Below are 24,923 nucleotides of genomic sequence, written 5' to 3'. Positions count from 1 at the left end.
CCAGCGAAGGCTGCGAAGCGGGTGAGCGACGTATCCATTCGCTGGCAAGCCGGCAACTGTGGGCCTATTAAGGCGCGGGGTTGGGGTGATCCTTGTGGATTGCCTCGATCCCGGCGAGGACCTCTTCCGACAGCTTCAAGGTGGCGCTGGCGATGTTGCTGTCCAGCTGTTCCAGAGTGGTGGCGCCGATGATGTTGCTGGTCACGAACGGCTGTTGAGTGACGAAGGCCAGGGCCATCTGTGCCGGATCCAGGCCGTGCTCGCGGGCCAGCGCCACATAACGGCTGCAGGCCGCTTCCGACTGAGGGTTGAAGTAGCGGCTGAAGCGGCTGTAGAGGCTCAGCCGTGCCTTGGCTGGCCGTGCGCCGCTTTCGTACTTGCCGGACAGGTAGCCAAACGCCAGGGGAGAGTAGGCCAGCAGGCCACATTGTTCACGAATGGCGATTTCCGCCAGGCCCACTTCGAAGCTGCGGTTGAGCAGGTTGTAGGGGTTCTGGATCGAAACCGCCCGCGGCCAGCCACGGCTCTCGGCCAGGGCAAGGAACTTCATGGTGCCCCATGGCGTTTCGTTGGACAGGCCGATATGGCGGATCTTGCCGGCCTTGACCTGCTCGTCCAGGGCTTCGAGGGTTTCTTCCAGCGGAGTGAAGTCTTCATCGGCCTGGTGCTTGTAGCCCAGTTGGCCGAAGAAGTTGGTGCTGCGCTCGGGCCAGTGCAGTTGGTACAGGTCGATCCAGTCGGTCTGCAGGCGCTTGAGGCTGGCATCCACGGCTTCGACTATATGCTTGCGGTTGTGCTTGAGCTGTTTGTCGCGAATGTAGTCGATGGTGTTGCCCGGACCTGCGATCTTGCTGGCCAGGATCCAGTCGGCGCGGTCGCCACGCTGCTTGAACCAGTTGCCGATATAGCGCTCGGTGGTGGCGTAGGTTTCGGCCTTTGGCGGCACCGGGTACATCTCGGCGGTGTCGATGAAGTTGATTCCGGCGTTCTTGGCCCGCTCGATCTGAGCGAAGGCTTCAGCCTCGGTGTTCTGCTCGCCCCAGGTCATGGTGCCCAGGCAAATGGCACTCACATTCAGATCGGTTCGGCCCAGCTGGCGGTAGTCCATCGGGTGCTCCCTTGGCAAAACAATCATAAAAGCAGGTTGAAATTTTTTTCGCAATCTGCATAATTCGGCAGCTCTTTCTGCAGTGGAAGTGATGCGCCGCCTGCCGAAGAATCTTGCCGTATATCAGACGCGCTGACCCGAGCCCCCGATAGCGTCTGTGTCCGGCTGCCTTTGACCTTGTCAAAGTAAGCACTATTCAGTAAGATCCGCCGTCTATTTTGCTGGGCGGCCCCTGAGGCTATAAAGAATGAAAACTTTTACTGCTAAACCGGAAACAGTAAAGCGCGACTGGTTCGTCGTCGACGCTGCTGGTCAGACCCTGGGTCGTCTGGCCACCGAAATCGCGAGCCGTCTGCGTGGCAAGCACAAGCCTGAGTACACTCCTCACGTTGACACCGGCGACTACATCGTCGTGATCAATGCCGAGCAGGTACGTGTTACTGGCGCTAAAACCACTGACAAAATGTACTACTCCCACTCCGGTTTCCCGGGCGGCATCAAGTCGATCAACTTCGAAAAGCTGATCGCCAAAGCCCCTGAGCGCGTGATCGAGACCGCGGTAAAAGGCATGCTGCCTAAGAACCCGCTGGGTCGCGACATGTACCGTAAGCTGAAAGTCTATGCGGGCGCTGCACACCCTCATACTGCTCAGCAGCCCCAAGAACTGAAGATTTAACGGAATAGTTCATTATGTCGGCGACTCAAAATTACGGCACTGGCCGTCGCAAGACTGCAACCGCACGCGTTTTCCTGCGTCCGGGCACTGGCAACATCTCGATCAACAACCGCTCCCTGGATAACTTCTTCGGTCGCGAAACTGCTCGCATGGTAGTTCGTCAACCGCTGGAGCTGACCGAGACCGTTGAGAAGTTCGATATCTACGTCACCGTTATCGGCGGCGGTGTAAGTGGTCAAGCTGGCGCAATCCGCCACGGTATCACTCGCGCTCTGATGGATTACGACGAAACTCTGCGCAGCGCGCTGCGTAAAGCTGGTTTCGTAACCCGTGACGCACGTGAAGTTGAACGTAAGAAAGTGGGTCTGCGTAAAGCGCGTAAGCGTCCGCAATACTCCAAGCGTTAATTCGCTACTGCGTTCAAAAACGCCCAGTCTCCTCGCGGAGCTGGGCGTTTTTTATTGTCTAGAATTTGCTCTGTGACAACTTGCCACATCCGCGCAGGCCCTATACTACAAGGCTTCGGGCCAGCTCGGCTTGGTAATTACCTTGTCAGAATAGGGGCTTTTCATTACCATTCGGCAAAATTTTTATAAGTTCAGATTTTTACTTAGTAGATGCCTGATTTAACAGGCCACAAAGCTGATGGGAGAGGACTGAATGAGCAATGACGGCGTGAATGCAGGCCGGCGTCGCTTCCTAGTAGCAGCCACATCCGTGGTGGGTGCTGCTGGAGCGGTGGGGGCTGCGGTCCCGTTCGTGGGGTCATGGTTTCCCAGTGCCAAGGCGAAAGCCGCAGGTGCACCGGTGAAGGTGAATATCAGCAAGATCGACCCAGGTCAGCAGATGATTGCTGAATGGCGTGGTCAGCCGGTATTCATCGTCCGCCGTACCGAGGAAATCCTGGGGAATCTTAAAAAGATCGAGGGCCAGTTGTCTGACCCTGACTCCAAGAACTCAGTACAACCAACCTACGTCGACCCGGAAGTGCGCTCGATCAAGCCAGAGATTCTGCTGCTGATCGGTATCTGCACCCACCTGGGCTGTTCTCCGACCTTCCGTCCTGAAGTGGCGCCCGCGGATCTGGGCAAGGACTGGGTAGGTGGCTATTTCTGCCCTTGCCACGGTTCCCACTACGATCTGGCTGGTCGCGTCTACAAGTCGCAACCTGCGCCTTTGAACCTGCCAGTACCCCCGCATTCCTATGAGTCGGATGACATCATCGTCATTGGCGTCGACACGGAGAAAGCGTGATGAGCAAGTTCATGGATTGGGTTGATGCGCGCTTCCCCGCGACCAAGATGTGGGAAGACCATCTCAGCAAGTATTACGCTCCGAAGAACTTCAACTTCTTCTATTTCTTTGGCTCCCTGGCGCTGCTGGTTCTGGTCAACCAGATCGTAACCGGTGTCTGGCTGACCATGAGCTACACCCCTTCGGCGGAAGAGGCCTTCGCTTCCGTTGAATACATCATGCGCGACGTCGAGTACGGCGCGATCCTGCGTCTGCTCCACTCCACCGGCGCTTCGGCGTTCTTCATCGTGGTCTATCTGCACATGTTCCGTGGCCTGCTCTACGGTTCCTACCAGAAGCCCCGTGAGCTGGTGTGGCTGTTCGGCATGCTGATCTACCTGGCACTGATGGCCGAGGCCTTCATGGGCTACCTGCTGCCGTGGGGCCAGATGTCCTACTGGGGCGCCCAGGTGATCATCTCGCTGTTCGGTGCGATCCCGGTCATCGGCAACGACCTGACTCAGTGGATCCGAGGTGACTACCTGATTTCCGGGATTACCCTGAACCGCTTCTTCGCCCTGCACGTAGTGGCTCTGCCGATCGTGATTCTCGGTCTGGTGGTGCTGCACATCCTGGCGTTGCACGAAGTGGGTTCGAACAACCCGGATGGCGTCGATATCAAGAAGAAAAAGGACGAGAACGGCATCCCGCTGGATGGCATTCCCTTCCACCCTTACTACACCGTGAAAGACATTGTCGGCGTGGTGGTGTTCCTCTTCATCTTCTGCTCGATCGTGTTCTTCTTCCCGGAAATGGGTGGCTACTTCCTCGAGAAGCCGAACTTCGAACAGGCCAACCCGTTCAAGACGCCTGAGCATATTGCTCCGGTTTGGTACTTCACTCCGTTCTACGCGATCCTGCGTGCGGTGCCGGACAAGCTCATGGGCGTCATCGCCATGGGGGCTGCCATTGCCGTGCTGTTCGTACTGCCTTGGCTCGACCGTAGCCCGGTCAAGTCCATGCGCTACAAAGGCTGGCTGAGCAAGATCTGGCTGCTGGTGTTCTGCATCTCGTTCGTGATCCTGGGTGTACTGGGCGTATTGGCACCGACTCCGGGCCGTACGCTGTTGTCGCAGGTATGTACCTTCCTGTACTTCGCCTACTTCATTCTGATGCCGTTCTACACCAGGCTCGAGAAGACCAAACCGGTTCCGGAAAGGGTGACTGGCTGATGAAAAAGCTATTTGCTGTACTGATTCTTGCTGCTATGCCTGTATTGTCTTTCGCGGCCGAGCACGGCGGCCCTGAGTTGGAGAAGGTTGACATCGACCTGACCGACAAAGCTGCCCTGCAAGACGGCGCGCGTACCTTTGCCAACTACTGCATGGGTTGCCACAGCGCCAAGTTCCAGCGTTATGAGCGGGTTGCCGACGATCTGGGCATTCCTCACGATCTGATGTTGAGCAAGCTGGTCTTCACCGGTGCCAAGATCGGTGACCACATGAACATCGGCATGCAGCCGTCAGATGCCAAGACCTGGTTTGGCGCTGCGCCACCGGATCTGACTCTGGTGGCCCGTGTACGGGGTACCGACTGGCTCTATGGCTACCTCAAGTCCTTCTACGAGGATCCGGCGCGCCCTTGGGGTGTGAATAACAAGGTTTTCCCGAACGTCGGCATGCCTAACGTTCTGGTTGGCCTGCAGGGTCGCCAGGTGATTGGTTGCAAGCAGGTGCAGATCGTCGAAGATGGCAAGAAGCAATACGATCCGCTGACCGGCACGCCGCTGACCCATGAAGCTTGTGATCAGTTGACCATCAAGGAAAACACCGGGACCCTCAACGAGGCTCAGTTCGACGAGAAGGTCAAGAATCTGGTGACCTTCCTGGCTTACTCGGCCAACCCGGTCAAGCTGCAGCACCAGCGCATCGGTACCTACGTACTGCTGTACCTGGCCTTCTTCTTCGTGTTCGCCTATCTGCTCAAGCGCGAATACTGGAAGGATGTGCATTGATAGCGTTTTAAGCATCAGTTGTTGAACGTGCGCGCCCAAGGGCGTCTCTGGAGCTGTAACAACCCTGTATCATTCGGGGGTTACCAGAGGCGCCCTGAGGGCGCGCTCGTTTTTTCTGCTTCCGATAATTTCAACAAGCGAGGAGGATCGCCATGGGCGTGACCAATCGGTTGGCCTGTTACTCCGACCCCGCCGACCACTATTCCCACCGGGTGCGCATTGTGCTCGCAGAGAAGGGTGTCAGCGCCGAGATCATCAGTGTGGAGGCGGGGCGTCAGCCGCCGAAGCTGATCGAAGTGAACCCTTATGGGAGCTTGCCAACGCTGGTCGACCGCGACCTGGCGTTGTGGGAGTCGACAGTGGTAATGGAGTATTTGGATGAGCGTTATCCGCATCCGCCACTGCTGCCGGTTTATCCTGTGGCGCGAGCCAACAGTCGTCTGCTGATACACCGGATCCAGCGTGACTGGTGTGGGCAAGTGGATCTGATTCTTGATCCGCGGACCAAGGAGGCTGCTCGAGTGCAGGCGCGCAAGGAATTGCGTGAAAGCCTGACGGGCGTTTCTCCTTTGTTTGCCGACAAGCCATTTTTCCTCAGTGAGGAACAAAGTCTGGTGGACTGCTGCCTACTGCCCATACTCTGGAGATTGCCAGTCCTGGGTATCGAACTGCCGCGGCAGGCCAAGCCGTTGCTTGATTATATGGAACGCCAATTTGCGCGTGAGGCTTTCCAGGCGAGTCTGTCTGGTGTCGAACGCGATATGCGCTGAGGCTTAAGGAGCCGCTATGAACTCCAGTCGACCTTATCTGGTCCGCGCGCTCTATGAGTGGATTGTGGACAACGATTGCACCCCGCACATGCTGGTCAACTCCGACTATCCGGCAGTGCAGGTGCCCCAGGGCTTTGCCAGTGATGGGCAGATCGTCCTGAACATTTCTCCCAGTGCCGTGCGTCATCTGCATATGGATAACGACGTAGTGACCTTCGAAGGGCGCTTCGGTGGTGTGCCGCACAGCCTGCATGTACCGGTTGCGGCGATCCTGGGGATCTATGCCCGTGAGAATGGCCAGGGCATGGTCTTCGATCTGGAGTCGCCTCTGGATGAAGAGGATGATCTCGAGCCGGATGACGATTTGCCGCCACCGGACAGTGAGCCGCCGCGCCCCAGTGGCCGACCGAGCTTGAAAGTGGTCAAGTAATAAAAAAGGCGATCCATCCGGATCGCCTTTTTTGTATCTCGCCGTTGTGTGTCAGTCGATGTATTCGAACAATTTGACGATCTTCTGCACGCCCGATACGCCCTGAACCAGGTTAGTGGCCTGGGTGGCCTCCTGTTGGGTCAGCAAGCCCAGCAGGTAGACGATGCCGTTCTCGGTCACCACCTTGATTCGCGAGGCAGGCACGCTGGCGTCGGTGAGCATCTGGGTCTTTATCTTGGTGGTCAGCCAGCTATCGTTCTGGCGGGCCAGGAAACCGGAAGGTGGCAGTACCTGCAGTTCGTTATGCACCTTCTTGACGCGCTGTACTTCGCTGGCGGCTTGTTCGGCCATGGCCTTGAGGTCCGGGCGGGGTGTTTGCCCGGCCAGCAGGACGATGCCGTTGAAGCTGGTGACAACGATGTGCGAGTTGTTTTCCAGGTCTGGGCTGGCTTTGGCAACGTTGACGGCGACTTTGGTCTCGATCAGCGAGTCGTCGATCTTGCTGCCAAAGGTACGGGTGCCGCGGTCATCATCGATGGGTTTGTCGCGGGTGGCGGTAATCACCGAGCTGCAACCAGTGATGCTCAGGCACAAGGTCAAGGCCAGGAGGCCAAGGCGATTAGGGGTCATTCTTCACTCCCGAACAATTGGCTGTCGATCAGATCGCAGAGGCAATGGATCGCCAGCAGGTGGACTTCTTGAATGCGTGCAGTGACGGTGGCCGGTACGCGGATCTCGACATCTTCAGGCAGCAGCAGGGAAGCCATGCCGCCGCCGTCGCGACCGGTCAATGCTACGACAATCATTTCGCGATCATGTGCGGCCTGGATCGCTTGAATAATGTTTGCGGAGTTGCCGCTGGTGGAAATCGCCAGCAATACGTCGCCGGGCTGGCCCAGTGCGCGGATCTGCTTGGAGAAGACTTCGTTGTAGCTGTAGTCGTTGGCGATCGAGGTGATGGTAGAGCTGTCGGTAGTCAGGGCAATGGCCGGCAGGCTCGGGCGTTCGCGCTCGAAGCGGTTGAGCAGTTCGGAGGAGAAATGCTGGGCATCGCCGGCGGAGCCGCCGTTGCCGCAAGAGAGCATCTTGCCCTCGTTGAGCAGGGCGTTGACCATGACCTGGCTGGCTTGCTCGATGTGCGGTGCAAGTACGTCCATCGCCTGTTGCTTGGTGTCGATACTGGCCTGAAAAAGCTGGCGAATTCGGGATTGCATGTCCATCTGTGTGACCTTAAGTGGCGCGGCTTGGTGGCACGTAAATGTGCAGCCCGCAAAGCAAAGAGCAAAAAAGTTGAGTGAAAATGGGTGCGGCCTGAGGGCTTCTTTCAGCTGTCGAAGGCATTGCGTAGCCAGTTCAAGCGGGCTTCTGCACCCGAGGCGCCGTCAATGGCGACCACGTCGAAACGGCAGGGATGGCTGGACCAGCGTGATTCGCTTTGCAGGAAAAGCTGCGCGGCAAGGATCAGTTTTTGACGCTTGCGCCCATCGATACTGCCCAGCGCGCCACCCCATTGCGTGTGTTTTCTGTAGCGGACTTCGACGAATACTACTGTATCGCCGTCAAGCATGACCAGATCAAGCTCGCCGCGTTTGCACAACCAGTTCTGCGCCAGCAGGCGCAGTCCGTGCTGTTGGAGATGCCGAAGTGCTTGGCTTTCGGCATCTCGTCCGCTGTGCTGGCCTGATCCTTGGAGCATTAGCGCGGCGTGTCGGGCAGGCGGGTCACTTGGCCCCCGACGAACTTGGCCCAGGGCAGTTGACGCTCGATGCGTTGCCCGGCAGCCATGCCCAGGCTGCCGGATTCACCTTCTATCCGGCTGTCTGGCAGGGCCTTGAGTTGGCCCAGGCGTGGCGCCAAGCGGTAGGCGTCGACGCCCATGGCATACAAGCGTCCGAGGCTGCCGCCGGCTTGTGGCCATTGTGCGGTGACCTGGCGGCGCAGCGGGCCGTTGGCATCCAGCAGCCATGGGGTTTCGCAGAACATCACGCCGTTCATGTCGTTGTACTGGTTCTGGTCGCCGCTGGCGCTGAACACGTTGGAGGTGGCGTAGACCGGTACATCACCAGCGTATTGGAAGTTCAAGGTCGGCTTGATCTGCTGAGCCTGTTGCGGGGTAGAGGCAAGGAAAATGAACTCGATATCCTGGCGACGTGATGGCTGTGCGGCTACCTGGGTGCCTACGGTGCTCTGCAGGCTCTTGGCGCGGCCTTCGCTCTGGCGCAGTTGGAACAGGTCGGCAATCTGCTGTGCCAGGGCGACGGGCTGATCGACGCGTTCGATACCGATTACGCTGCCACCGTTGGCTTCCCAATCCTGACGAAATGCCTTGAGCACGCGATCGCCCCATTCGCCCTTCGGAACCAGGGCCGCGGCGCGGTGCAGGCCGTCGGCGCGGGCGCGGCGGGAAACCTCGCGGGCTTCGTCTTCGGCTGCCAGGCCGAACTGGAACAGTTGCGCAGGGCCTTGTTCGCCTTCGCTGTAGTTCAGGGCCAGGGTGGTGATCGGCAGTTGCGGGCGAGCGGCAAGTTGCTTGACCAGGGGCTTTTCCAGTGGGCCGACGACCAGTTGCACGCCAGCGGCCTGAGCCTTGCGGTAGAAATCATCCAGCGAGCTTAGGCGCGAGCTGTCATAGAACTCGATGCTGGGTGGATTCTGTCCGGCTTGTTGGGCCTGGTAGTGAGCAGCCATGAAACCTTCGCGCAGCGCTTTGGAAACCGATGCGAGGGGGCCGTCCTGTGGCAGCAGCAAGGCAATTTTCGATACCGGCTGGCTGGCCAGCTCCTTGAGCTTGATCAGGGGTTGGGGCAGTTGAATGGCAGCCGGGTGCTTTGGATTCTGGGCGCGCCAGGTATCGATGGCTGCCTGCTGCTGTTCCAGGGTGCCGGCGCTCTTGACTGCCAGGGCCAGGCTCATCCAGCCGGCCAGGTCGTCATTGCCGGCAGGCTGCAACTGATCGGTCGGCAGGGCGGCAATCAGTGCCCAGATGGCTTCGTGGTTTTTGGCTGCTGCGTCATCCTTGAGCAAGGGCGCGATAGTGATGCGCTCTTTGGCGGCGGCCAATGTCTGGCCGTCGGCTTCCAGTGCGCGAGCATGAACGCTGCCAGTGCGAATCTGTTGGGCTGCCGGCAGCTCGCTCAGGTGTTGCAGGCTTGGATGGCTCAATGCGGTGAGGGCAGCCTTTGGCTGGTTGCGCACCAGGGCCAGCTCTGCGGACAGCGTGCTGGCGAAGATTTGCTGGGCAGGCTTGAGTTGATCCAGCGGTACTTGCTGCAGGATTTGTCCGGCGCGTCCGGCATTGCCTTGACGATACGCCAGGTCGGCGGCACTCAAGCGCAGCAGGGCTGCTTTTTCCGGAGTTTTGCTGGTGGCGGCCTGTTCGAGCAGTTGCTCGATGCTGGCATCCGGTGTTCGTGGAAGTTCGCCAAGGCTGGAAGAGGGGGAGCTGGCGCAAGCCACCAGAAGGGTAGCTAGGCAGAGGGCAAGAAACAGCCGCAGGCAAGCGATCATGTAAGTGTTCCTGATACTCGATCAAATGAGCGTGGAATTGTACCCAAGCGCTGGCTGGGGTGCGATGTTACTGGCGATAAACCGTCGATTTAGCTCAAGCAAATGTTGCTTGGTTGCCTGAAAGGTCGCAGCGCAGCGCCATACCGGCTGATCGCAAGGCGTATTGAGAATGCTTCAACGCGCTACAATGGCGCTTTTGCCGATCAAGAGGTGTGCGCTTTGACTGCTCCAGGTCCTTTGAATTCCGCTGCTGGCTCGCTTTATGTGGTGGCGACGCCCATCGGCAACCTGGACGATATCAGTGCCCGGGCCTTGAAGCTGTTGCGCGAGGTGTCGTTGATCGCTGCCGAAGATACCCGGCATTCCCAGCGTCTGATGCAGCACTTTGGGATTTCCACGCCCCTGGCTGCCTGCCATGAGCACAACGAGCGTGATGAGGGGAGTCGCTTCATTACTCGTCTGCTGGCTGGGGATAATGTTGCCTTGATCTCCGATGCGGGCACGCCGCTGATTTCCGATCCAGGCTATCACCTGGTGCGCCAGGCGCGGGCGGCGGGTATTAACGTGGTTCCGGTGCCGGGGGCCTGTGCTCTGATCGCGGCGTTGTCGGCGGCGGGTTTGCCTTCAGACCGGTTCATCTTCGAAGGCTTTCTGCCGGCCAAGGCGGTCGGGCGCAGGGCGCGGCTGGAAGCGGTCAAGGAAGAGCCGCGTACGCTGATTTTCTATGAGGCGCCGCATCGCATACTTGAATGCCTGCAGGATATGGAGTTGGTATTCGGTGGTGAGCGGCCGGCATTGCTGGCGCGTGAATTGACCAAGACCTTTGAAACCCTCAAGGGGCTGCCACTTTCCGAGCTGCGCCAGTTCGTCGAGTCCGACAGCAATCAGCAGCGTGGGGAGTGCGTGGTGTTGGTCGCGGGCTGGACAGCGCCGGAAAGTGATGAGGCGATCAGTAGTGAGTCGATGCGTATCCTAGACTTGTTGCTCAAGGAAATGCCGCTGAAGCGGGCTGCTGCTTTGGCGGCGGAAATCACTGGCGAGCGCAAGAATGTGCTGTATCAGGTGGCCCTGAATAAACAGAAAGAACAATAAATTGCGTAGCAGGGTGGCCAAAGGCTTTTAGCGCTTGTTCTTCGTTCGCTCTGCCGTTAACCTGCGCGGCGGAGAGTCGATTGGACAGTCGCTGCCCTCTATGAAAATTAGAGGGGGGAGGAAAGTCCGGGCTCCATAGGGCGGAGTGCCAGGTAATGCCTGGGGGGCGTGAGCCTACGGAAAGTGCCACAGAAAATAACCGCCTAAGCACTTCGGTGCCGGTAAGGGTGAAAAGGTGCGGTAAGAGCGCACCGCACGTCTGGTAACAGTTCGTGGCTAGGTAAACCCCACTCGGAGCAAGACCAAATAGGGTTCCAAGGCGTGGCCCGCGCTGGAACCGGGTAGGTTGCTAAAGATGTCCAGTGATGGCCATCGTAGAGGAATGACTGTCCTCGACAGAACCCGGCTTACAGATCGACTCTCCACCTTTTCCCTCCCTGCTTGAATCAATAGCAGAAGCGTTTTTGTAATACCGAAAAAATCTTACTCTTAATAAATTACTTTAACTTCGCTCTGCAGCTTATTGAGCTGTTGGAAGTTGATGCTCTGGAATACCCCTCGAATTCTCGTTGCCTCTCCTTTAAGTCTCCTAAATCTCCGTTCTATAAGGCTTTTCCGTCGCCGCGCGCCTTGACGGTGGTGTGGGCGCATTCCTATAGTGTGCGCAAGTGGCGGAAAGTGGCATGAAGTGGGTTTTTTGAGCGCAAAACGCTAAAATTTGGAGAAACGCTGACGTGTTTCGCGGAGCTAACGCTATCAGTCTCGATGCAAAAGGCCGTCTCGCCATGCCGAGCCGGTATCGTGACGAGCTCGTTTCGCGAAGTTCCGGACAGTTAATCGTCACTATCGATGCCGTTGATCCCTGTTTGTGTGTTTACCCCCTCGATGAGTGGGAGCTGATTGAAACCAAACTGCGCGCACTGCCTTCTCTTCGTGAAGAGAACCGTCGCTTGCAGCGTTTGCTGATTGGTAATGCCGTCGATCTTGAACTTGATGGCAGTGGTCGTTTTCTGGTGCCGCCGCGGCTGCGTGAATATGCCAAGTTGGATAAGCGCGCAATGCTGGTGGGCCAACTGAACAAGTTCCAACTGTGGGACGAGGATGCCTGGAATGCTGTTTCCGCAGCGGACCTGGCAGCTATTCAACAACCGGGCGCCATGCCTGATGAACTGCGTGATTTGATCCTGTGACTATTGATAGCGGCTTTAACCACATCACCGTACTGCTTGACGAAGCCGTCGAGGCTCTCGCCGTACGTCCTGATGGCTGCTATCTGGATGGCACCTTCGGGCGTGGCGGGCATAGCCGGCTGATTCTCAGCAAGCTCGGGCCCCAGGGGCGCCTCCTCGGATTCGACAAGGATCCCCAGGCGATTGCCACAGGGCAAGCGCTAGCGGCCGAAGACGGCCGCTTTGTCGTTGTACAGCGCAGTTTTGCCGAGCTCGGTTCGGAAGTTGCCGAGCGCGGCCTGGCGGGCAAGGTCAGCGGTGTCCTGCTGGATCTGGGGGTGTCTTCGCCGCAGTTGGACGACCCTGAGCGCGGCTTCAGCTTTCTCAATGACGGCCCGCTGGATATGCGCATGGACCCGACTCGTGGCATCAGTGCTGCGCAGTTCATCGCCACCGCACCGGTGGAGGAAATTGCCCGGGTATTCAAGGAGTACGGCGAGGAGCGTTTCTCCGGTCGCATGGCGCGCGCCGTGGTCGAACGCCGCGAGATCCAGCCGTTCGAGCGTACCGCCGATCTGGCTGAAGTGTTGAAAGTCGCCAACCCGGCTTGGGAGAAGGGCAAGAACCCGGCTACCCGTGCTTTCCAGGGGCTGCGCATTCACGTCAACAATGAACTGGGTGATCTCGAGGCTGGCCTTGAAGCTGCACTGGAGTCCCTGGAAGTGGGTGGTCGCCTGGTGGTGATCAGCTTCCATTCCCTGGAAGACCGCATCGTCAAATTGTTCATGCGTCGTCTGGTCAAGGGCGAAACGGATAACCTGCCGCGCAATCTGCCGGTACGTTTCGAAGCCTTTGTGCCGAAAATCAAGATCCACGGCAAAGCGCAGTTCGCCTCCGAGGCAGAGCTCAAGGCCAACCCGCGTGCCCGTAGTGCCGTCATGCGCGTCGCGGAGAAGCTTCGGTGAGCAAGCTTTTCGCCAAGCCACTTCCGGGCGGAAGCTTTTTCATGTTCCTGCTATTCGTCGGCGTACTGGTTTCCGCGATTGCGGTGTCCTACAGCGCCCACTGGAACCGTCAGTTGCTCAACACGCTGTACGGCGAGTTGAACTTGCGTGACAAAGCCCAGGCCGAATGGGGCCGGCTGATTCTCGAACAAAGCACCTGGACTGCTCACAGCCGCATTGAAGTGCTGGCCACCGAACAGTTGAAAATGCACATTCCCGGCGCGGCCGAAGTTCGCATGGTGGCGCCATGAAGCTCGAAGGCGCGCTTTATCCGTGGCGTTTCCGTGTAGTGCTGGGTTTGCTGGCGGTCATGGTGTCGGCGATTGCCTGGCGCATCATCGACCTGCAAGTGGTCGACCGTGACTTCCTCAAGGGGCAGGGCGATGCGCGCAGTGTCCGGCACATTCCGATTCCCGCGCACCGCGGTCTGATCACCGATCGCAATGGCGAGCCTCTGGCCGTCAGTACGCCCGTGACCACCCTGTGGGCCAATGCCAAGGAAATGCAGCTGGCCAAGGATCGCTGGCCGGCGCTGGCCATGGCACTTGGCCAAGACCCGAAAGCCCTGGCCGAACGTCTTGAAGCACAGGCCAATAAAGAATTCATCTATCTGGTCCGGGGCCTGACGCCTGAACAGGGCCAGGCCGTATTGGATCTGAAGGTTCCCGGTGTCTATGGCATCGAGGAGTTCCGACGCTTCTATCCTGCCGGCGAAGTAACCGCGCATATGGTGGGTTTCACCGATATCGATGACCGCGGTCGCGAAGGGGTGGAACTGGCCTACGACGAATGGCTCGCAGGGGTTCCGGGCAAGCGCCAGGTGATCAAGGACCGGCGCGGCAGGCTGATCAAGGACGTCCAGGTCACCAAGAACGCCAAGGCCGGCAAGCCCTTGGCGTTGTCGATTGACCTGCGCCTGCAATACCTGGCCAACCGCGAGCTGCGCAACGCCATCGTCGAGAACGGTGCCAAGGCCGGCAGCCTGGTGATCATGGATGTGAAGACTGGCGAGATCCTGGCCATGGTCAACCAGCCGACCTACAACCCGAACAACCGGCGCAACCTGCAGCCGGCGATGATGCGCAACCGCGCGATGATCGACGTGTTCGAGCCTGGCTCGACCATGAAAGCGATCTCCATGAGTGCCGCACTGGAAACCGGACGCTGGAAGCCCAGCGATACCGTCGAGGTCTACCCGGGCACCCTGCAGTTGGGTAAATACACCATCCGTGACGTTTCCAAGACCGAAGGCCCGGTACTCGACCTGACCGGCATCCTGATCAACTCCAGTAACGTCGGCATGAGTAAGGTGGCCTTCGATATTGGCGGCGAAACCATTTTCCGTCTGGCACAGAAAATCGGTCTGGGCCAGGACACGGGGCTCGGCTTCCCTGGTGAGCGGGTCGGCAACCTGCCGAACTACCGCGAATGGCGCAAGGCGGAAACCGCGACCCTGTCCTATGGCTACGGCCTGTCGGTGACTGCGATCCAGCTGGTGCACGCCTTTTCCGCATTGGCCAACAACGGCCGCATTGCGCCGCTGACACTGATCAAGTCCGACAAGACTCCGCAGACTACCCAGGTGATTCCGGAAAATGTCGCCAAGACCATGCAAGGCATGCTGCAGCAAGTGATCGAGGCCCCGCGCGGAGTATTCCGTGCGCAGGTTCCGGCCTATCACGTGGCCGGCAAGAGTGGTACTGCGCGCAAGACTTCGGTGGGCACCAAGGGTTACGCCGAGAACTCCTACCGTTCGCTGTTCGCCGGCTTCGGTCCGATGAGTGATCCGCGTTACGCCATCGTGGTGGTGATCGACGAACCGAGCAAAGCCGGTTACTTCGGTGGCCTGGTATCGGCGCCGGTGTTCAGCAAAGTGATGTCCGGCACCCTGCGCCTGATGAACATTACCCCGGACAACCTGCCGACCACGCAGCAGGCCAACGCAGCATCCGGCACCCCTGTACGAGCCAATGGAGGGCGCGGCTGATGTCTCTTAGCCTGAACAAGATTTTCGCCCATGCCGGTCACGATCTGCTGATTCGTGAGTTGACCCTGGACAGCCGTAACGTGCGGGCCGGGGACCTGTTTCTTGCGGTGCCAGGCGCCAGGTTCGATGGCCGTGCGCACATTGCCGATGCCCTGCAGCGCGGTGCCGCCGCGGTGGCTTATGAAGTGGAAGGGGCAACTGTGTTGCCGCTGACCGATGTCCCGCTGATTCCGGTCAAGGGCCTGGCGGCGCAGCTGTCGGACATAGCCGGGCGCTTCTATGGTGACCCGAGCCGCCAGTTGAACCTGGTGGGCGTAACCGGCACCAACGGTAAGACCAGCGTTACCCAACTGGTGGCTCAGGCCCTGGATCTGCTGGGCCAGCGTTGTGGCCTGGTAGGTACCCTGGGGACCGGGTTTCATGGCGCGCTGCAAAGCGGCATGCACACCACGCCGAACCCGATTGCCGTGCAAGCCACCCTGGCGGACCTGAAGAATGCAGGAGCCAAGGCGGTGGCCATGGAGGTCTCTTCCCATGGCCTGGATCAGGGGCGCGTGGCGGCACTGGCTTTCGATGTGGCGGTGCTGACCAACCTGTCCCGTGACCATCTGGACTACCACGGGACCATGGAAGCCTATGGCGCAGCCAAGGCCAAGCTCTTTGCCTGGAACGACCTGCGTTGCCGGGTGATCAACCTCGACGACGATTTTGGCCGGCAACTGGCGGCGGACAAACACGAGTCGCGACTGATCACCTACAGCCTCGAAGACACCGCTGCTTATCTGTACTGCCGCGAAGCGCGTTTTGACGATGATGGCGTTCGCGCGACCCTGGTGACCCCGCAGGGTGAACACCACCTGCGCAGTTGCCTGCTCGGGCGCTTCAACCTGAGCAACGTGCTGGCGGCGGTCGGTGCGTTGCTGGGGCTTGAATACGCGCTGGACGAAATTCTTGCGGTCCTGCCCAAGCTGGAAGGCCCCGCCGGACGCATGCAGCGTTTGGGTGGTGGTACTCAGCCGTTGGTGGTGGTGGATTACGCCCACACCCCGGATGCCCTGGAAAAAGTCTTGCTGGCCCTGCGTCCGCACGCCAAGGGCCGCCTGCTGTGCCTGTTCGGTTGTGGCGGCGACCGGGACCGCGGCAAGCGTCCGTTGATGGCTGAGGTGGTCGAGCGTCTGGCCGACGGCGTGCTGGTGACTGATGACAACCCGCGCAGCGAAGACCCTGCCCAAATCTTCGACGATATTCGTGCCGGTTTCAGCGCGGTAGAAAAGGTGGAATTCGTAGCCGGTCGCGGGTTGGCCATTGCTCGCCTGATCGCTTGCGCGTCGGCCGATGACGTGGTGGTGCTGGCCGGTAAAGGCCATGAGGATTACCAGGAAATAAACGGCCAGCGACATGATTTTTCTGATCTCGCCGAGGCGGACAAAGCCTTGACCGCGTGGGAGGTGGGCCATGCTTAAAGCCCTGCAACTCAGTGAAGTCTCGGCTCCATTGGACGCCCGCCTGATCGCGGGCGATGCTCGTTTTAGCGGCGTCAGTATCGATAGCCGGGCAATTCAGGCCGGCCAACTGTTTATTGCTCTGACCGGTCCACGCTTCGACGGCCACGATTACCTGAATGAAGTGGCGGCCAAGGGCGCGGTGGCGGCGTTGGTTGAACGTGAAGTTCCCGACAGCACGCTGCCGCAACTGCTGGTCAAGGACACTCGCCTGGCGCTGGGGCAGTTGGGGGCGCTCAATCGCGCCGCGTTCAGCCGCCCGGTCGCTGCGGTAACCGGCTCCAGCGGCAAGACCACGGTCAAGGAAATGCTCGCCAGCATCCTGCGCACCCGTGGTCCGGTACACGCCACTCGGGGCAACCTGAACAATGACCTGGGGGCGCCCCTGACCCTGCTGGAACTGGCCCCGGAACACACAGCCGCAGTGATAGAGCTGGGCGCTTCGCGCATCGGCGAGATTGCCTACACCGTGGCCATGACTCGCCCTCACGTAGCGATCATCAACAACGCCGGCACCGCTCACGTCGGTGAGTTTGGCGGGCCGGAGAAGATTGTCGAGGCCAAGGGGGAAATCCTGGAAGGCCTCGATAGCGCCGGGGTCGCCGTGCTCAACCTGGACGACAAGGCGTTCTCTATCTGGAAAGCCCGTGCTGCCGGCCGTCAGGTGCTGAGCTTCGCCCTGACTGACAGCTCTGCCGATTTCTTTGCCTCCGATATCGGTCGCGATGCCCGTGGCTGCCCATCCTTCAAGTTGCACAGCCCCAAGGGTGTGCAGACGGTGCAATTGAACCTGCTGGGCACCCATAACGTTGCCAATGCCCTGGCCGCGGCAGCCGCGGCCCACGCCATGGGCGTCTCGCTGTTCGGCATCGTCACCGGCCTGAATGCGGTGCAGCCGGTCAAGGGGCGCACCGTCGCCCAACTGGCCAAGAATGGCATGCGGGTTATTGATGACACTTACAACGCAAACCCCACCTCAATGTGCGCCGCCGTTGATATACTCGCCGGCTTTTCCGGTCGCACCGTCCTGGTGCTCGGAGACATCGGCGAGTTGGGCGAGTGGGCGGAGCAGGGGCACCGCGAAGTAGGTGCATATGCCGCTGGCAAGGTTTCGGCCCTCTACGCCGTAGGCCCGATGATGGCTCATGCCGTTGCCGCCTTCGGCGAGCACGCACGCCACTTCGCCAGCCAGGCTGACCTGATTGCCGCCCTGGGCGTCGAGCAAGACCCAAATACCACCATTTTGATCAAAGGATCGCGCAGCGCGGTGATGGAAAACATCGTCGCGGCTTTGTGCGGCTCCAGTACGGAGAAACATTGATGCTGCTGCTGCTAGCGGAGTACCTGCAACAGTTCTACAAAGGCTTCGCGGTCTTCCAGTACCTGACCCTGCGCGGGATCCTCGGGGTACTGACTGCGCTGTCTTTGGCGCTGTGCCTGGGTCCGTGGATGATCCGTACTCTGCAGAACCGCCAGATCGGCCAGTCCGTGCGTAACGATGGTCCGCAATCTCACCTGTCCAAATCGGGCACACCGACCATGGGCGGCGCGCTGATTCTCTCGGCCATCGGTATCAGCACCCTGCTGTGGGCCGACCTGCGCAACCACTATGTGTGGGTCGTGCTGCTGGTGACCCTGGCCTTTGGCGCCATCGGCTGGGTCGACGACTATCGCAAGGTGATCGAGAAGAATTCCCGTGGCCTGCCCAGCCGCTGGAAGTATTTCTGGCAATCGGTGTTCGGCCTGGGCGCAGCGATCTTCCTTTATATGACTGCCCAGAGTCCGGTGGAAACCACTCTGCTGATCCCGATGCTCAAGGACGTGAGCATTCCCCTTGGCATCGGCTTCGTGGTCCTGACCTATTTCGTCATCGTCGGTTCAAGCAACGCGGTCAACCTGACCGATGGCCTCGATGGCCTGGCGATCATGCCTACGGTGATGGTCGGCGGTGCGCTGGGGATCTTCTGCTACCTGTCGGGTAACGTGAAGTTCGCCGAATACCTGCTGATTCCCTATGTCCCCGGGGCGGGGGAGCTGATTGTCTTCTGTGGGGCGCTGATTGGCGCGGGCCTGGGCTTCTTGTGGTTCAACACTTACCCGGCTCAGGTGTTCATGGGTGATGTCGGTGCCCTGGCGCTGGGCGCGGCCCTGGGCACTATCGCGGTCATCGTCCGTCAGGAAATCGTTCTGTTCATCATGGGCGGCGTGTTCGTGATGGAAACCCTGTCCGTGGTGATCCAGGTTGCCTCCTTCAAGTTGACCGGCCGCCGTGTGTTTCGCATGGCACCGATTCACCACCATTTTGAACTCAAGGGCTGGCCCGAGCCGCGCGTGATCGTCCGTTTCTGGATCATCACCGTGATTCTGGTGTTGATCGGCCTTGCCACCCTGAAGCTGAGGTAGAACGAGTGTCTCTGATCGCTTCTGACCACTTCCGCATCGTTGTCGGCCTCGGCAAGAGCGGCATGTCCCTGGTTCGCTTCCTGGCGAGCCGGGGCGTTGCCTTTGCGGTGGCCGATACGCGGGAAAATCCGCCTGAGCTGGCCACGCTGCGTCGTGATTACCCGCAGGTGGAGGTGCGTTGTGGCGAGCTGGACGTGGACTTCCTGTGCCGTGCCGACGAACTCTACGTGAGCCCAGGCCTGGCCCTGGCGACCCCGGCCCTGCAGGCTGCCGCTGCCCGTGGGGTGAAATTGTCCGGTGATATCGAGCTGTTCGCGCGTAACGCAAAGGCACCGATCGTGGCAATCAGCGGTTCCAACGCCAAGAGCACCGTGACCACCCTGGTGGGTGAGATGGCGGCGGCGGCGGGCAAGCGCGTGGCGGTCGGTGGCAACCTCGGGACCCCGGCCCTGGACCTGCTCAGCGATGACGTCGAGCTGTACGTGATGGAGTTGTCCAGCTTCCAGCTGGAGACCACCGACCAGCTGTGTGCCGAAGTGGCCACCGTGCTCAACATCAGCGAAGACCACATGGACCGTTACAGCGGCCTGCCGGCCTACCACCTGGCCAAGCACCGGATCTTCCGTGGTGCCCGGCAGGTGGTGTTCAACCGCCAGGACGCTCTGACCCGCCCATTGATCGGTGAAGGCCTGCCATGCTGGACCTTCGGCCTGAGCAAGCCCGATTTCAAGGCTTTCGGCCTGCGCGAAGAGGATGGCGAGAAGTACCTGGCCTTCGAGTTCCAGAACCTGATGCCAGTGCGCGAGCTGAAGATCCGCGGCGCCCATAACCAGTCCAACGCTCTGGCGGCCTTGGCCCTGGGTCATGCAGTGGGCTTGCCGTTCGACGCCATGCTCGCGGCGCTGCGTACCTTCGCCGGCCTCGAGCATCGTTGCCAGTGGGTTCGCGACCTGGATGGCGTGGCGTACTACAACGACTCCAAGGCCACCAACGTGGGCGCTGCCCTGGCGGCCATCGAAGGCCTTGGCGCCGACATTGAAGGCAAGATCGTGCTGATCGCCGGTGGTGACGGCAAGGGCGCCGACTTCAAGGATCTGCGCGGCCCGGTGGCGGCCAACTGCCGCGCGGTGATCCTGATGGGGCGCGACTCCGATCAGATCGGCGAAGCCATCGGCGATGCCGTGCCGCTGATTCGTGTCGGCTCGCTGCAGCAAGCCGTGGAGCAATGCCGCGCTACCGCCCAGGCCGGTGATGTAGTGCTGCTGTCTCCGGCCTGCGCCAGTTTCGACATGTTCAAGAACTACGAAGACCGTGGCCACCAGTTCGTCCGCATTGTGGAGGAACTGGCATGAACTTCAGGAATATCATCAAGCCCTATCCATCGCCGATCATCACCGGTCGAGGCATCGATCTCGACTTCCCGATGCTCGCCGGTTGCCTGACCCTGCTCGGCCTGGGCCTGGTCATGATTGCCTCGGCCTCCACTGAAGTGGCGGCGGCGCAGTCGGGCAGCGCCCTGTACTACATGATTCGCCACCTGATCTACATCCTGCTGGGCCTGGGTGCCTGCATCGTCACCATGATGATCCCGATCGCCACCTGGCAGCGCCTGGGCTGGTTGATGCTGATCGGTGCCTTCGGCCTGCTGGTGATGGTGATCATTCCGGGGATCGGCCGGGAAGTGAACGGTTCGATGCGCTGGATCGGCTTCAGCTTTTTCAACGTCCAGCCTTCCGAGATCGCCAAGGTGTTCGTGGTGATCTACCTCGCCGGTTACCTGGTGCGGCGCCAGAAAGAAGTGCGCGAGAGCTGGATGGGCTTCTTCAAGCCGTTCATCGTGCTGCTGCCCATGGCTGGCCTGCTGCTGATGGAGCCGGACTTCGGTGCCACTGTTGTAATGATGGGCGCCGCTGCGGCCATGCTGTTCCTGGGTGGGGTCGGGCTGTTCCGGTTTTCCCTGATGGTGGTGCTGGCGGTTGCCGCAGTGGTGCTGCTGATCCAGATGCAGCCCTATCGTATGGCTCGTCTGACCAACTTTGCCGACCCCTGGGCCGACCAGTTCGGTGCCGGCTACCAGCTGTCCCAGGCGTTGATCGCCTTTGGTCGCGGCGAGTGGTTGGGCGTCGGCCTGGGCAACAGCGTGCAGAAACAGTTCTACCTGCCCGAGGCCCACACCGACTTCGTGTTCTCGGTACTGGCTGAAGAGCTGGGCGCCGTCGGTTCGCTGTGCACGGTGGCGCTGTTCGTCTTTGTCTGTATCCGCGGCATGTACATCGGCCTGTGGGCGGAAAAGGCCAAGCAGTTCTTTGCCGCTTATGTCGCCTACGGGCTGTCGTTCCTGTGGATTGGCCAATTCCTGATCAACATCGGGGTGAACGTCGGCCTGTTGCCGACCAAGGGCCTGACCCTGCCTTTCCTCAGTTATGGCGGCAGCTCGCTGGTGATCTGCTGCGCCTGTCTGGGGTTGTTGCTGCGTATCGAATGGGAGAGCAGGACCCACCTGGGCAGCGAGGAGATGGAGTTCAGTGAAAGTGACTTTGCCGAGGAGCCGAGCCATGGGCGCTAACGTCCTGATCATGGCCGGCGGCACCGGTGGCCACGTGTTCCCGGCGCTGGCCTGCGCCCGTGAGTTCCAGGCCCGTGGCTACACCGTGCACTGGCTGGGCACCCCGCGCGGCATCGAAAACGATCTGGTGCCTGCGGCCGGGCTGCCGTTGCACCTGATCAACGTCAGCGGTTTGCGGGGCAAGGGCAAGCTGTCTCTGCTCAAGGCGCCGTTCGTGTTGATCAAGGCCGTGCTCCAGGCGCGGCGGGTCATTCGCCGGTTGAAGCCGGTCTGTGTCCTGGGTTTTGGTGGTTATGTGACCGGCCCTGGCGGGGTTGCCGCGAAGTTGTCCGGGGTACCGGTCATCGTTCACGAACAGAACGCCGTGGCCGGTACCGCCAATCGGCTGCTGGTGCCGTTGGCTGCCCGAGTCTGCGAAGCTTTCCCGGACACCTTCGGTGCCTCGCAAAGCCGGCGCACCACGGGTAACCCGGTACGCACCGAACTGTTCCTCGAAACGCCGCGCGAGGCCCTGGCCGGACGCAAGGCGCGTTTGCTGATCCTGGGCGGAAGCCTGGGGGCCGAGCCGTTGAACAAGCTGTTGCCGCAAGCCCTGGCACAGGTCGCCCCCGAGCTGCGCCCGGAGGTGTTCCATCAGGCCGGCAAAAACCACGATGAAGTCACTGCAGAGCGCTATCGCGCCGCCGGCGTCGAGGCGCAGGTGCAGCCCTTTATCAAAGACATGGCCCAAGCCTATGGCTGGGCCGACCTGGTGGTCTGTCGCGCAGGCGCGTTGACCGTCAGCGAACTGGCTGCCGCCGGTCTGCCCTCGATGCTGGTGCCTTTGCCCCATGCGATCGACGACCACCAGACCCGCAATGCCGAATATTTGGCTCGTGAAGGTGCTGCCTTCCTGATGCCGCAAAGAACGACTGGTGCTGCGGACCTTGCCGCTCGCCTGACAGAGGTTTTGATGCAACCAGAACGACTCGACAACATGGCCCAGGCCGCCCGCCGCCTGGCCAAGCCCGGCGCCACCCACGACGTAGTGAATATCTGCCTGGAGGTGGCCCATGGTTGAGAATCAGAAAGCCATGCCGCAGCCGGAAATGCGCCGCATCCGCCGCATCCACTTCGTCGGTATCGGCGGCGTGGGCATGTGCGGGATTGCTGAAGTGCTGCTGAACCTGGGCTACCAGGTATCCGGTTCCGACCTCAAGGCATCGCCGGTTACCGAGCGCCTGGAGTCCTTTGGCGCACAGATTTTCATCGGCCACCGCGCCGAGAACGCTGCCAATGCCGATGTGCTGGTGGTTTCCAGCGCCGTGAACACCTCCAACCCGGAAGTAGCCACCGCTCTGGAACGGCGCATTCCAGTGGTGCCGCGGGCGGAAATGCTCGCCGAACTGATGCGCTACCGTCACGGTGTGGCCGTGGCCGGCACCCACGGCAAGACCACCACCACCAGCCTGCTGGCCTCGGTATTCGCCGCGGGCGGCCTGGACCCGACGTTCGTCATCGGCGGCCGGCTGAATGCAGCGGGCACCAATGCACAACTGGGTACCAGCCGTTACCTGATTGCCGAAGCCGACGAAAGCGATGCCAGCTTCCTGCACCTGCAACCGCTGGTGGCTGTGGTCACCAACATCGACGCCGACCATATGGCGACCTACGACGGTGACTTCAACAAACTGAAGAAAACCTTTGTCGACTTCCTGCACAACCTGCCGTTCTACGGGCTGGCGGTGATGTGCCTGGACGACCCGGTGGTGCGCGAGATCCTGCCGCAGGTCAAGCGTCCGACCGTGACTTACGGCTTCAGCGAAGAAGCCGACGTGCGCGCCATCAATGTACGCCAGCAAGGCATGCAGACCTTCTTCACCGTACTGCGTCGCGACCGCGAGCCGCTGGACGTGTCGGTGAACATGCCGGGCAACCACAACGTGCTGAACTCCCTGGCGACCATCTGCATCGCCACTGACGAAGGCATCAGTGACGAAGCCATTGTCCAGGGCCTGTCGGGCTTCCAGGGTGTGGGCCGACGCTTCCAGGTCTACGGCGAACTGCCGGTGGAAGGGGGCAAGGTGATGCTGGTGGACGACTACGGTCACCACCCGACCGAGGTCGCTGCGGTGATCAAGGCCGTGCGCGGTGGCTGGCCGGAACGCCGCCTGGTGATGGTCTACCAACCGCACCGTTTCAGCCGTACCCGCGACCTGTACGACGACTTCGTGCAGGTATTGGCCGATGCCAACGTATTGCTGCTGATGGAGGTCTACCCGGCCGGTGAAGAGCCGATCCCGGGCGCCGACAGCCGTCAGCTGTGCCACAGCATCCGTCAACGTGGCCAACTGGATCCGATCTACATCGAACGTGGGGTCGACCTGGCACCGCTGGTCAAGCCGTTGCTGCGCGCCGGTGACATCCTGCTGTGCCAGGGTGCCGGTGACATCGGTGGCCTGGCGCCAAAACTGCTCGCCAGCCCGCTGTTCGCCGGTGCTGTAGCCGCTGGCAAGGGGGCGAAATGACCGCTGCCTACGCCAACCTGTTCTCTACCGTGAAACCGAGCGATTTCGGGCGCGTCGCCGTTCTTTACGGTGGCAAGAGCGCCGAGCGCGAAGTGTCGCTCAAGTCCGGCAAGGCCGTGCTTGAAGCGCTGCAGAGCGGCGGTGTGGACGCCTTCGGCATCGACGTGGGCGATGATCTGCTGCAGCGTCTCTTGAGCGAGAAGATCGATCGTGCCTTCATCATTCTCCACGGTCGTGGCGGTGAAGACGGCAGCATGCAAGGCCTGCTGGAGTGCCTGGGGATTCCTTACACCGGCAGCGGCATCCTCGCTTCGGCCCTGGCCATGGACAAACTGCGTACCAAGCAGGTCTGGCACAGCCTGGGCATTCCGACGCCGCGCCACGCCGTATTGAGTTCCGAGGCCGACTGTATTTCTGCGGTGGCGGAACTGGGCCTGCCTTTGATCGTCAAACCGGCTCATGAAGGCTCCAGTATCGGTATGGCCAAGGTGACTTCCGCGCCCGAATTGATCGACGCCTGGAAGGCGGCCAGTACCTACGATTCGCAAGTGTTGGTCGAGCAATGGATCCAGGGTCCGGAGTTCACCATCGCGACCCTGCGTGACCAGGTGCTGCCACCCATTGCCCTGGGCACTCCCCACACATTTTACGACTACGACGCCAAGTACCTGGCTTCCGATACCCAGTACCGGATCCCGTGCGGGCTCGACAGCTCCAAGGAACAGGAACTCATGGAACTCACGGCGAAAGCCTGTGAGGCGCTCGGTATCGCCGGTTGGGCGCGTGCCGACGTGATGCAGGACGCCCAGGGGCAGTTCTGGTTCCTGGAAGTGAATACCGCTCCGGGCATGACCGATCACAGTCTGGTTCCGATGGCGGCCCGCGCGGCCGGCCTGGATTTCCAGCAACTGGTATTGGCCATCCTGGCAGCCAGTCTTGAGGCGAGAGGTTAAGT

General features: G+C 60.5%; 25 protein-coding genes and 1 other RNA gene. 21 read left to right on the top strand and 5 right to left on the bottom strand.

All coding sequences use genetic code 11. The annotated features are described in order from the left end of the window. Positions 1-67: 67 nt before the first annotated feature. Positions 68-1,108: an NADP(H)-dependent aldo-keto reductase gene (locus tag KCG88_RS11355; RefSeq protein WP_210712384.1), complete on the bottom strand. Its 1,041-nt coding sequence runs from the start codon at positions 1,106-1,108 to the stop codon at positions 68-70. A gap of 247 nt (positions 1,109-1,355) precedes the next feature. On the opposite strand from KCG88_RS11355, the gene rplM reads away from it, so the two are divergent. From rplM to KCG88_RS11320, 7 genes are all read left to right on the top strand, one after another. Beyond that, positions 1,356-1,784, top strand: coding sequence for a 50S ribosomal protein L13 (gene rplM, locus KCG88_RS11350; protein WP_007928449.1), 429 nt, complete (start codon positions 1,356-1,358; stop codon positions 1,782-1,784). A 14-nt stretch (positions 1,785-1,798) separates the two neighbouring features. Beyond that, complete coding sequence (rpsI, locus tag KCG88_RS11345) at positions 1,799-2,191, top strand: 30S ribosomal protein S9 (protein ID WP_003228056.1); 393 nt, start codon at positions 1,799-1,801, stop codon at positions 2,189-2,191. A 253-nt stretch (positions 2,192-2,444) separates the two neighbouring features. After that, complete coding sequence (petA, locus tag KCG88_RS11340) at positions 2,445-3,038, top strand: ubiquinol-cytochrome c reductase iron-sulfur subunit (RefSeq protein WP_011063329.1); 594 nt, start codon at positions 2,445-2,447, stop codon at positions 3,036-3,038. Continuing rightward, positions 3,038-4,249: a cytochrome bc complex cytochrome b subunit gene (locus KCG88_RS11335; protein ID WP_047285262.1), complete on the top strand. Its 1,212-nt coding sequence runs from the start codon at positions 3,038-3,040 to the stop codon at positions 4,247-4,249. The genes petA and KCG88_RS11335 overlap by 1 nt, the downstream gene beginning before the upstream one ends. Then, positions 4,249-5,031 (top strand): cytochrome c1, encoded by a 783-nt coding sequence (locus KCG88_RS11330; RefSeq protein ID WP_047285260.1) that lies wholly within the window; start codon positions 4,249-4,251, stop codon positions 5,029-5,031. Before KCG88_RS11335 ends, KCG88_RS11330 begins: the two co-directional genes overlap by 1 nt. Positions 5,032-5,183: 152 nt before the next feature. Continuing rightward, entirely contained in the window at positions 5,184-5,801 is a 618-nt protein-coding gene (locus KCG88_RS11325) for a glutathione S-transferase N-terminal domain-containing protein (protein WP_011063326.1), read from the top strand. A gap of 16 nt (positions 5,802-5,817) precedes the next feature. Beyond that, complete coding sequence (locus KCG88_RS11320; protein ID WP_011063325.1) at positions 5,818-6,231, top strand: ClpXP protease specificity-enhancing factor; 414 nt, start codon at positions 5,818-5,820, stop codon at positions 6,229-6,231. A 51-nt stretch (positions 6,232-6,282) separates the two neighbouring features. Here KCG88_RS11320 and KCG88_RS11315 read toward each other — a convergent pair whose 3' ends face one another. From KCG88_RS11315 to KCG88_RS11300, 4 genes are all read right to left on the bottom strand, one after another. Beyond that, positions 6,283-6,861 (bottom strand): BON domain-containing protein, encoded by a 579-nt coding sequence (locus tag KCG88_RS11315; protein WP_047337763.1) that lies wholly within the window; start codon positions 6,859-6,861, stop codon positions 6,283-6,285. Then, the gene (locus KCG88_RS11310) at positions 6,858-7,451 is read right to left on the bottom strand and encodes a phosphoheptose isomerase (RefSeq protein WP_015636934.1); all 594 of its coding nucleotides are present in this window, start codon (positions 7,449-7,451) and stop codon (positions 6,858-6,860) included. The genes KCG88_RS11315 and KCG88_RS11310 overlap by 4 nt, the downstream gene beginning before the upstream one ends. Positions 7,452-7,555: 104 nt before the next feature. Next, complete coding sequence (locus KCG88_RS11305) at positions 7,556-7,927, bottom strand: YraN family protein (RefSeq protein WP_080965403.1); 372 nt, start codon at positions 7,925-7,927, stop codon at positions 7,556-7,558. Next, on the bottom strand, positions 7,927-9,738 hold the full coding sequence (locus KCG88_RS11300; protein ID WP_047285255.1) for a penicillin-binding protein activator: 1,812 nt from the start codon (positions 9,736-9,738) through the stop codon (positions 7,927-7,929). The genes KCG88_RS11305 and KCG88_RS11300 overlap by 1 nt, the downstream gene beginning before the upstream one ends. 219 nt (positions 9,739-9,957) lie before the next feature. Here KCG88_RS11300 and rsmI point away from each other — a divergent pair, with 219 nt between their 5' ends. The 14 genes from rsmI to KCG88_RS11230 all read left to right on the top strand — a co-directional run bounded on the left by rsmI (position 9,958) and on the right by KCG88_RS11230 (position 24,921). Next, positions 9,958-10,830 carry a 16S rRNA (cytidine(1402)-2'-O)-methyltransferase gene (gene rsmI / locus KCG88_RS11295; protein ID WP_047285254.1) on the top strand — a complete coding sequence of 291 codons (873 nt, stop codon included), beginning with the start codon at positions 9,958-9,960 and terminating at the stop codon, positions 10,828-10,830. A 72-nt stretch (positions 10,831-10,902) separates the two neighbouring features. Then, positions 10,903-11,256, top strand: an RNA gene (gene rnpB, locus KCG88_RS11290) — RNase P RNA component class A. A 308-nt stretch (positions 11,257-11,564) separates the two neighbouring features. After that, the gene (gene mraZ, locus KCG88_RS11285) at positions 11,565-12,020 is read left to right on the top strand and encodes a division/cell wall cluster transcriptional repressor MraZ (protein ID WP_011063319.1); all 456 of its coding nucleotides are present in this window, start codon (positions 11,565-11,567) and stop codon (positions 12,018-12,020) included. A gap of 2 nt (positions 12,021-12,022) precedes the next feature. Next, positions 12,023-12,964: a 16S rRNA (cytosine(1402)-N(4))-methyltransferase RsmH gene (rsmH, locus tag KCG88_RS11280; RefSeq protein WP_144417749.1), complete on the top strand. Its 942-nt coding sequence runs from the start codon at positions 12,023-12,025 to the stop codon at positions 12,962-12,964. Then, on the top strand, positions 12,961-13,254 hold the full coding sequence (ftsL, locus tag KCG88_RS11275; RefSeq protein WP_210712383.1) for a cell division protein FtsL: 294 nt from the start codon (positions 12,961-12,963) through the stop codon (positions 13,252-13,254). Before rsmH ends, ftsL begins: the two co-directional genes overlap by 4 nt. Next, a complete protein-coding gene (locus tag KCG88_RS11270) occupies positions 13,251-14,990 on the top strand; it encodes a penicillin-binding protein 2 (protein ID WP_047285249.1) in 1,740 nt (579 codons plus the stop codon). The genes ftsL and KCG88_RS11270 overlap by 4 nt, the downstream gene beginning before the upstream one ends. Continuing rightward, a complete protein-coding gene (locus KCG88_RS11265; RefSeq protein ID WP_210712382.1) occupies positions 14,990-16,453 on the top strand; it encodes a UDP-N-acetylmuramoyl-L-alanyl-D-glutamate--2,6-diaminopimelate ligase in 1,464 nt (487 codons plus the stop codon). Before KCG88_RS11270 ends, KCG88_RS11265 begins: the two co-directional genes overlap by 1 nt. Beyond that, positions 16,446-17,813, top strand: coding sequence for a UDP-N-acetylmuramoyl-tripeptide--D-alanyl-D-alanine ligase (gene murF, locus KCG88_RS11260; RefSeq protein WP_210712381.1), 1,368 nt, complete (start codon positions 16,446-16,448; stop codon positions 17,811-17,813). Before KCG88_RS11265 ends, murF begins: the two co-directional genes overlap by 8 nt. Beyond that, positions 17,813-18,895, top strand: a complete 1,083-nt coding sequence (mraY, locus tag KCG88_RS11255; RefSeq protein ID WP_011063313.1) for a phospho-N-acetylmuramoyl-pentapeptide-transferase — start codon at positions 17,813-17,815, stop codon at positions 18,893-18,895. The genes murF and mraY overlap by 1 nt, the downstream gene beginning before the upstream one ends. Positions 18,896-18,900: 5 nt before the next feature. Next, positions 18,901-20,247: a UDP-N-acetylmuramoyl-L-alanine--D-glutamate ligase gene (gene murD / locus KCG88_RS11250; RefSeq protein WP_210712380.1), complete on the top strand. Its 1,347-nt coding sequence runs from the start codon at positions 18,901-18,903 to the stop codon at positions 20,245-20,247. Further along, the gene (gene ftsW / locus KCG88_RS11245) at positions 20,244-21,461 is read left to right on the top strand and encodes a putative lipid II flippase FtsW (RefSeq protein WP_047337758.1); all 1,218 of its coding nucleotides are present in this window, start codon (positions 20,244-20,246) and stop codon (positions 21,459-21,461) included. The genes murD and ftsW overlap by 4 nt, the downstream gene beginning before the upstream one ends. After that, complete coding sequence (murG, locus tag KCG88_RS11240; RefSeq protein ID WP_047285240.1) at positions 21,451-22,521, top strand: undecaprenyldiphospho-muramoylpentapeptide beta-N-acetylglucosaminyltransferase; 1,071 nt, start codon at positions 21,451-21,453, stop codon at positions 22,519-22,521. The genes ftsW and murG overlap by 11 nt, the downstream gene beginning before the upstream one ends. After that, the gene (gene murC, locus KCG88_RS11235; RefSeq protein WP_047285239.1) at positions 22,514-23,968 is read left to right on the top strand and encodes a UDP-N-acetylmuramate--L-alanine ligase; all 1,455 of its coding nucleotides are present in this window, start codon (positions 22,514-22,516) and stop codon (positions 23,966-23,968) included. Before murG ends, murC begins: the two co-directional genes overlap by 8 nt. Then, positions 23,965-24,921: a D-alanine--D-alanine ligase gene (locus tag KCG88_RS11230; protein WP_047285236.1), complete on the top strand. Its 957-nt coding sequence runs from the start codon at positions 23,965-23,967 to the stop codon at positions 24,919-24,921. The genes murC and KCG88_RS11230 overlap by 4 nt, the downstream gene beginning before the upstream one ends. The last annotated feature ends 2 nt before the right edge of the window (positions 24,922-24,923 follow it).

The organism is Pseudomonas sp. MWU349 (genome assembly GCF_017947325.1).
In the GTDB taxonomy this organism is placed as follows: domain Bacteria; phylum Pseudomonadota; class Gammaproteobacteria; order Pseudomonadales; family Pseudomonadaceae; genus Aquipseudomonas; species Aquipseudomonas protegens.
The sequence above is the reverse complement of the archived record's forward strand: the minus strand, read 5'-3'. Positions and strand labels throughout refer to the sequence as shown.

Excerpts from the sequence above, each read along its gene's own strand:
- KCG88_RS11355 (WP_210712384.1), bottom strand. The coding sequence starts at position 1,108 with ATGGACTACCGCCAGCTGGGCCGAACCGATCTGAATGTGAGTGCCATT.
- rplM (WP_007928449.1), top strand. The coding sequence starts at position 1,356 with ATGAAAACTTTTACTGCTAAACCGGAAACAGTAAAGCGCGACTGGTTC.
- rpsI (WP_003228056.1), top strand. The coding sequence starts at position 1,799 with ATGTCGGCGACTCAAAATTACGGCACTGGCCGTCGCAAGACTGCAACC.
- petA (WP_011063329.1), top strand. The coding sequence starts at position 2,445 with ATGAGCAATGACGGCGTGAATGCAGGCCGGCGTCGCTTCCTAGTAGCA.
- KCG88_RS11335 (WP_047285262.1), top strand. The coding sequence starts at position 3,038 with ATGAGCAAGTTCATGGATTGGGTTGATGCGCGCTTCCCCGCGACCAAG.
- KCG88_RS11330 (WP_047285260.1), top strand. The coding sequence starts at position 4,249 with ATGAAAAAGCTATTTGCTGTACTGATTCTTGCTGCTATGCCTGTATTG.
- KCG88_RS11325 (WP_011063326.1), top strand. The coding sequence starts at position 5,184 with ATGGGCGTGACCAATCGGTTGGCCTGTTACTCCGACCCCGCCGACCAC.
- KCG88_RS11320 (WP_011063325.1), top strand. The coding sequence starts at position 5,818 with ATGAACTCCAGTCGACCTTATCTGGTCCGCGCGCTCTATGAGTGGATT.
- KCG88_RS11315 (WP_047337763.1), bottom strand. The coding sequence starts at position 6,861 with ATGACCCCTAATCGCCTTGGCCTCCTGGCCTTGACCTTGTGCCTGAGC.
- KCG88_RS11310 (WP_015636934.1), bottom strand. The coding sequence starts at position 7,451 with ATGGACATGCAATCCCGAATTCGCCAGCTTTTTCAGGCCAGTATCGAC.
- KCG88_RS11305 (WP_080965403.1), bottom strand. The coding sequence starts at position 7,927 with ATGCTCCAAGGATCAGGCCAGCACAGCGGACGAGATGCCGAAAGCCAA.
- KCG88_RS11300 (WP_047285255.1), bottom strand. The coding sequence starts at position 9,738 with ATGATCGCTTGCCTGCGGCTGTTTCTTGCCCTCTGCCTAGCTACCCTT.
- KCG88_RS11270 (WP_047285249.1), top strand. The coding sequence starts at position 13,251 with ATGAAGCTCGAAGGCGCGCTTTATCCGTGGCGTTTCCGTGTAGTGCTG.
- KCG88_RS11265 (WP_210712382.1), top strand. The coding sequence starts at position 14,990 with ATGTCTCTTAGCCTGAACAAGATTTTCGCCCATGCCGGTCACGATCTG.
- murF (WP_210712381.1), top strand. The coding sequence starts at position 16,446 with ATGCTTAAAGCCCTGCAACTCAGTGAAGTCTCGGCTCCATTGGACGCC.
- mraY (WP_011063313.1), top strand. The coding sequence starts at position 17,813 with ATGCTGCTGCTGCTAGCGGAGTACCTGCAACAGTTCTACAAAGGCTTC.
- ftsW (WP_047337758.1), top strand. The coding sequence starts at position 20,244 with ATGAACTTCAGGAATATCATCAAGCCCTATCCATCGCCGATCATCACC.
- murG (WP_047285240.1), top strand. The coding sequence starts at position 21,451 with ATGGGCGCTAACGTCCTGATCATGGCCGGCGGCACCGGTGGCCACGTG.
- murC (WP_047285239.1), top strand. The coding sequence starts at position 22,514 with ATGGTTGAGAATCAGAAAGCCATGCCGCAGCCGGAAATGCGCCGCATC.
- KCG88_RS11230 (WP_047285236.1), top strand. The coding sequence starts at position 23,965 with ATGACCGCTGCCTACGCCAACCTGTTCTCTACCGTGAAACCGAGCGAT.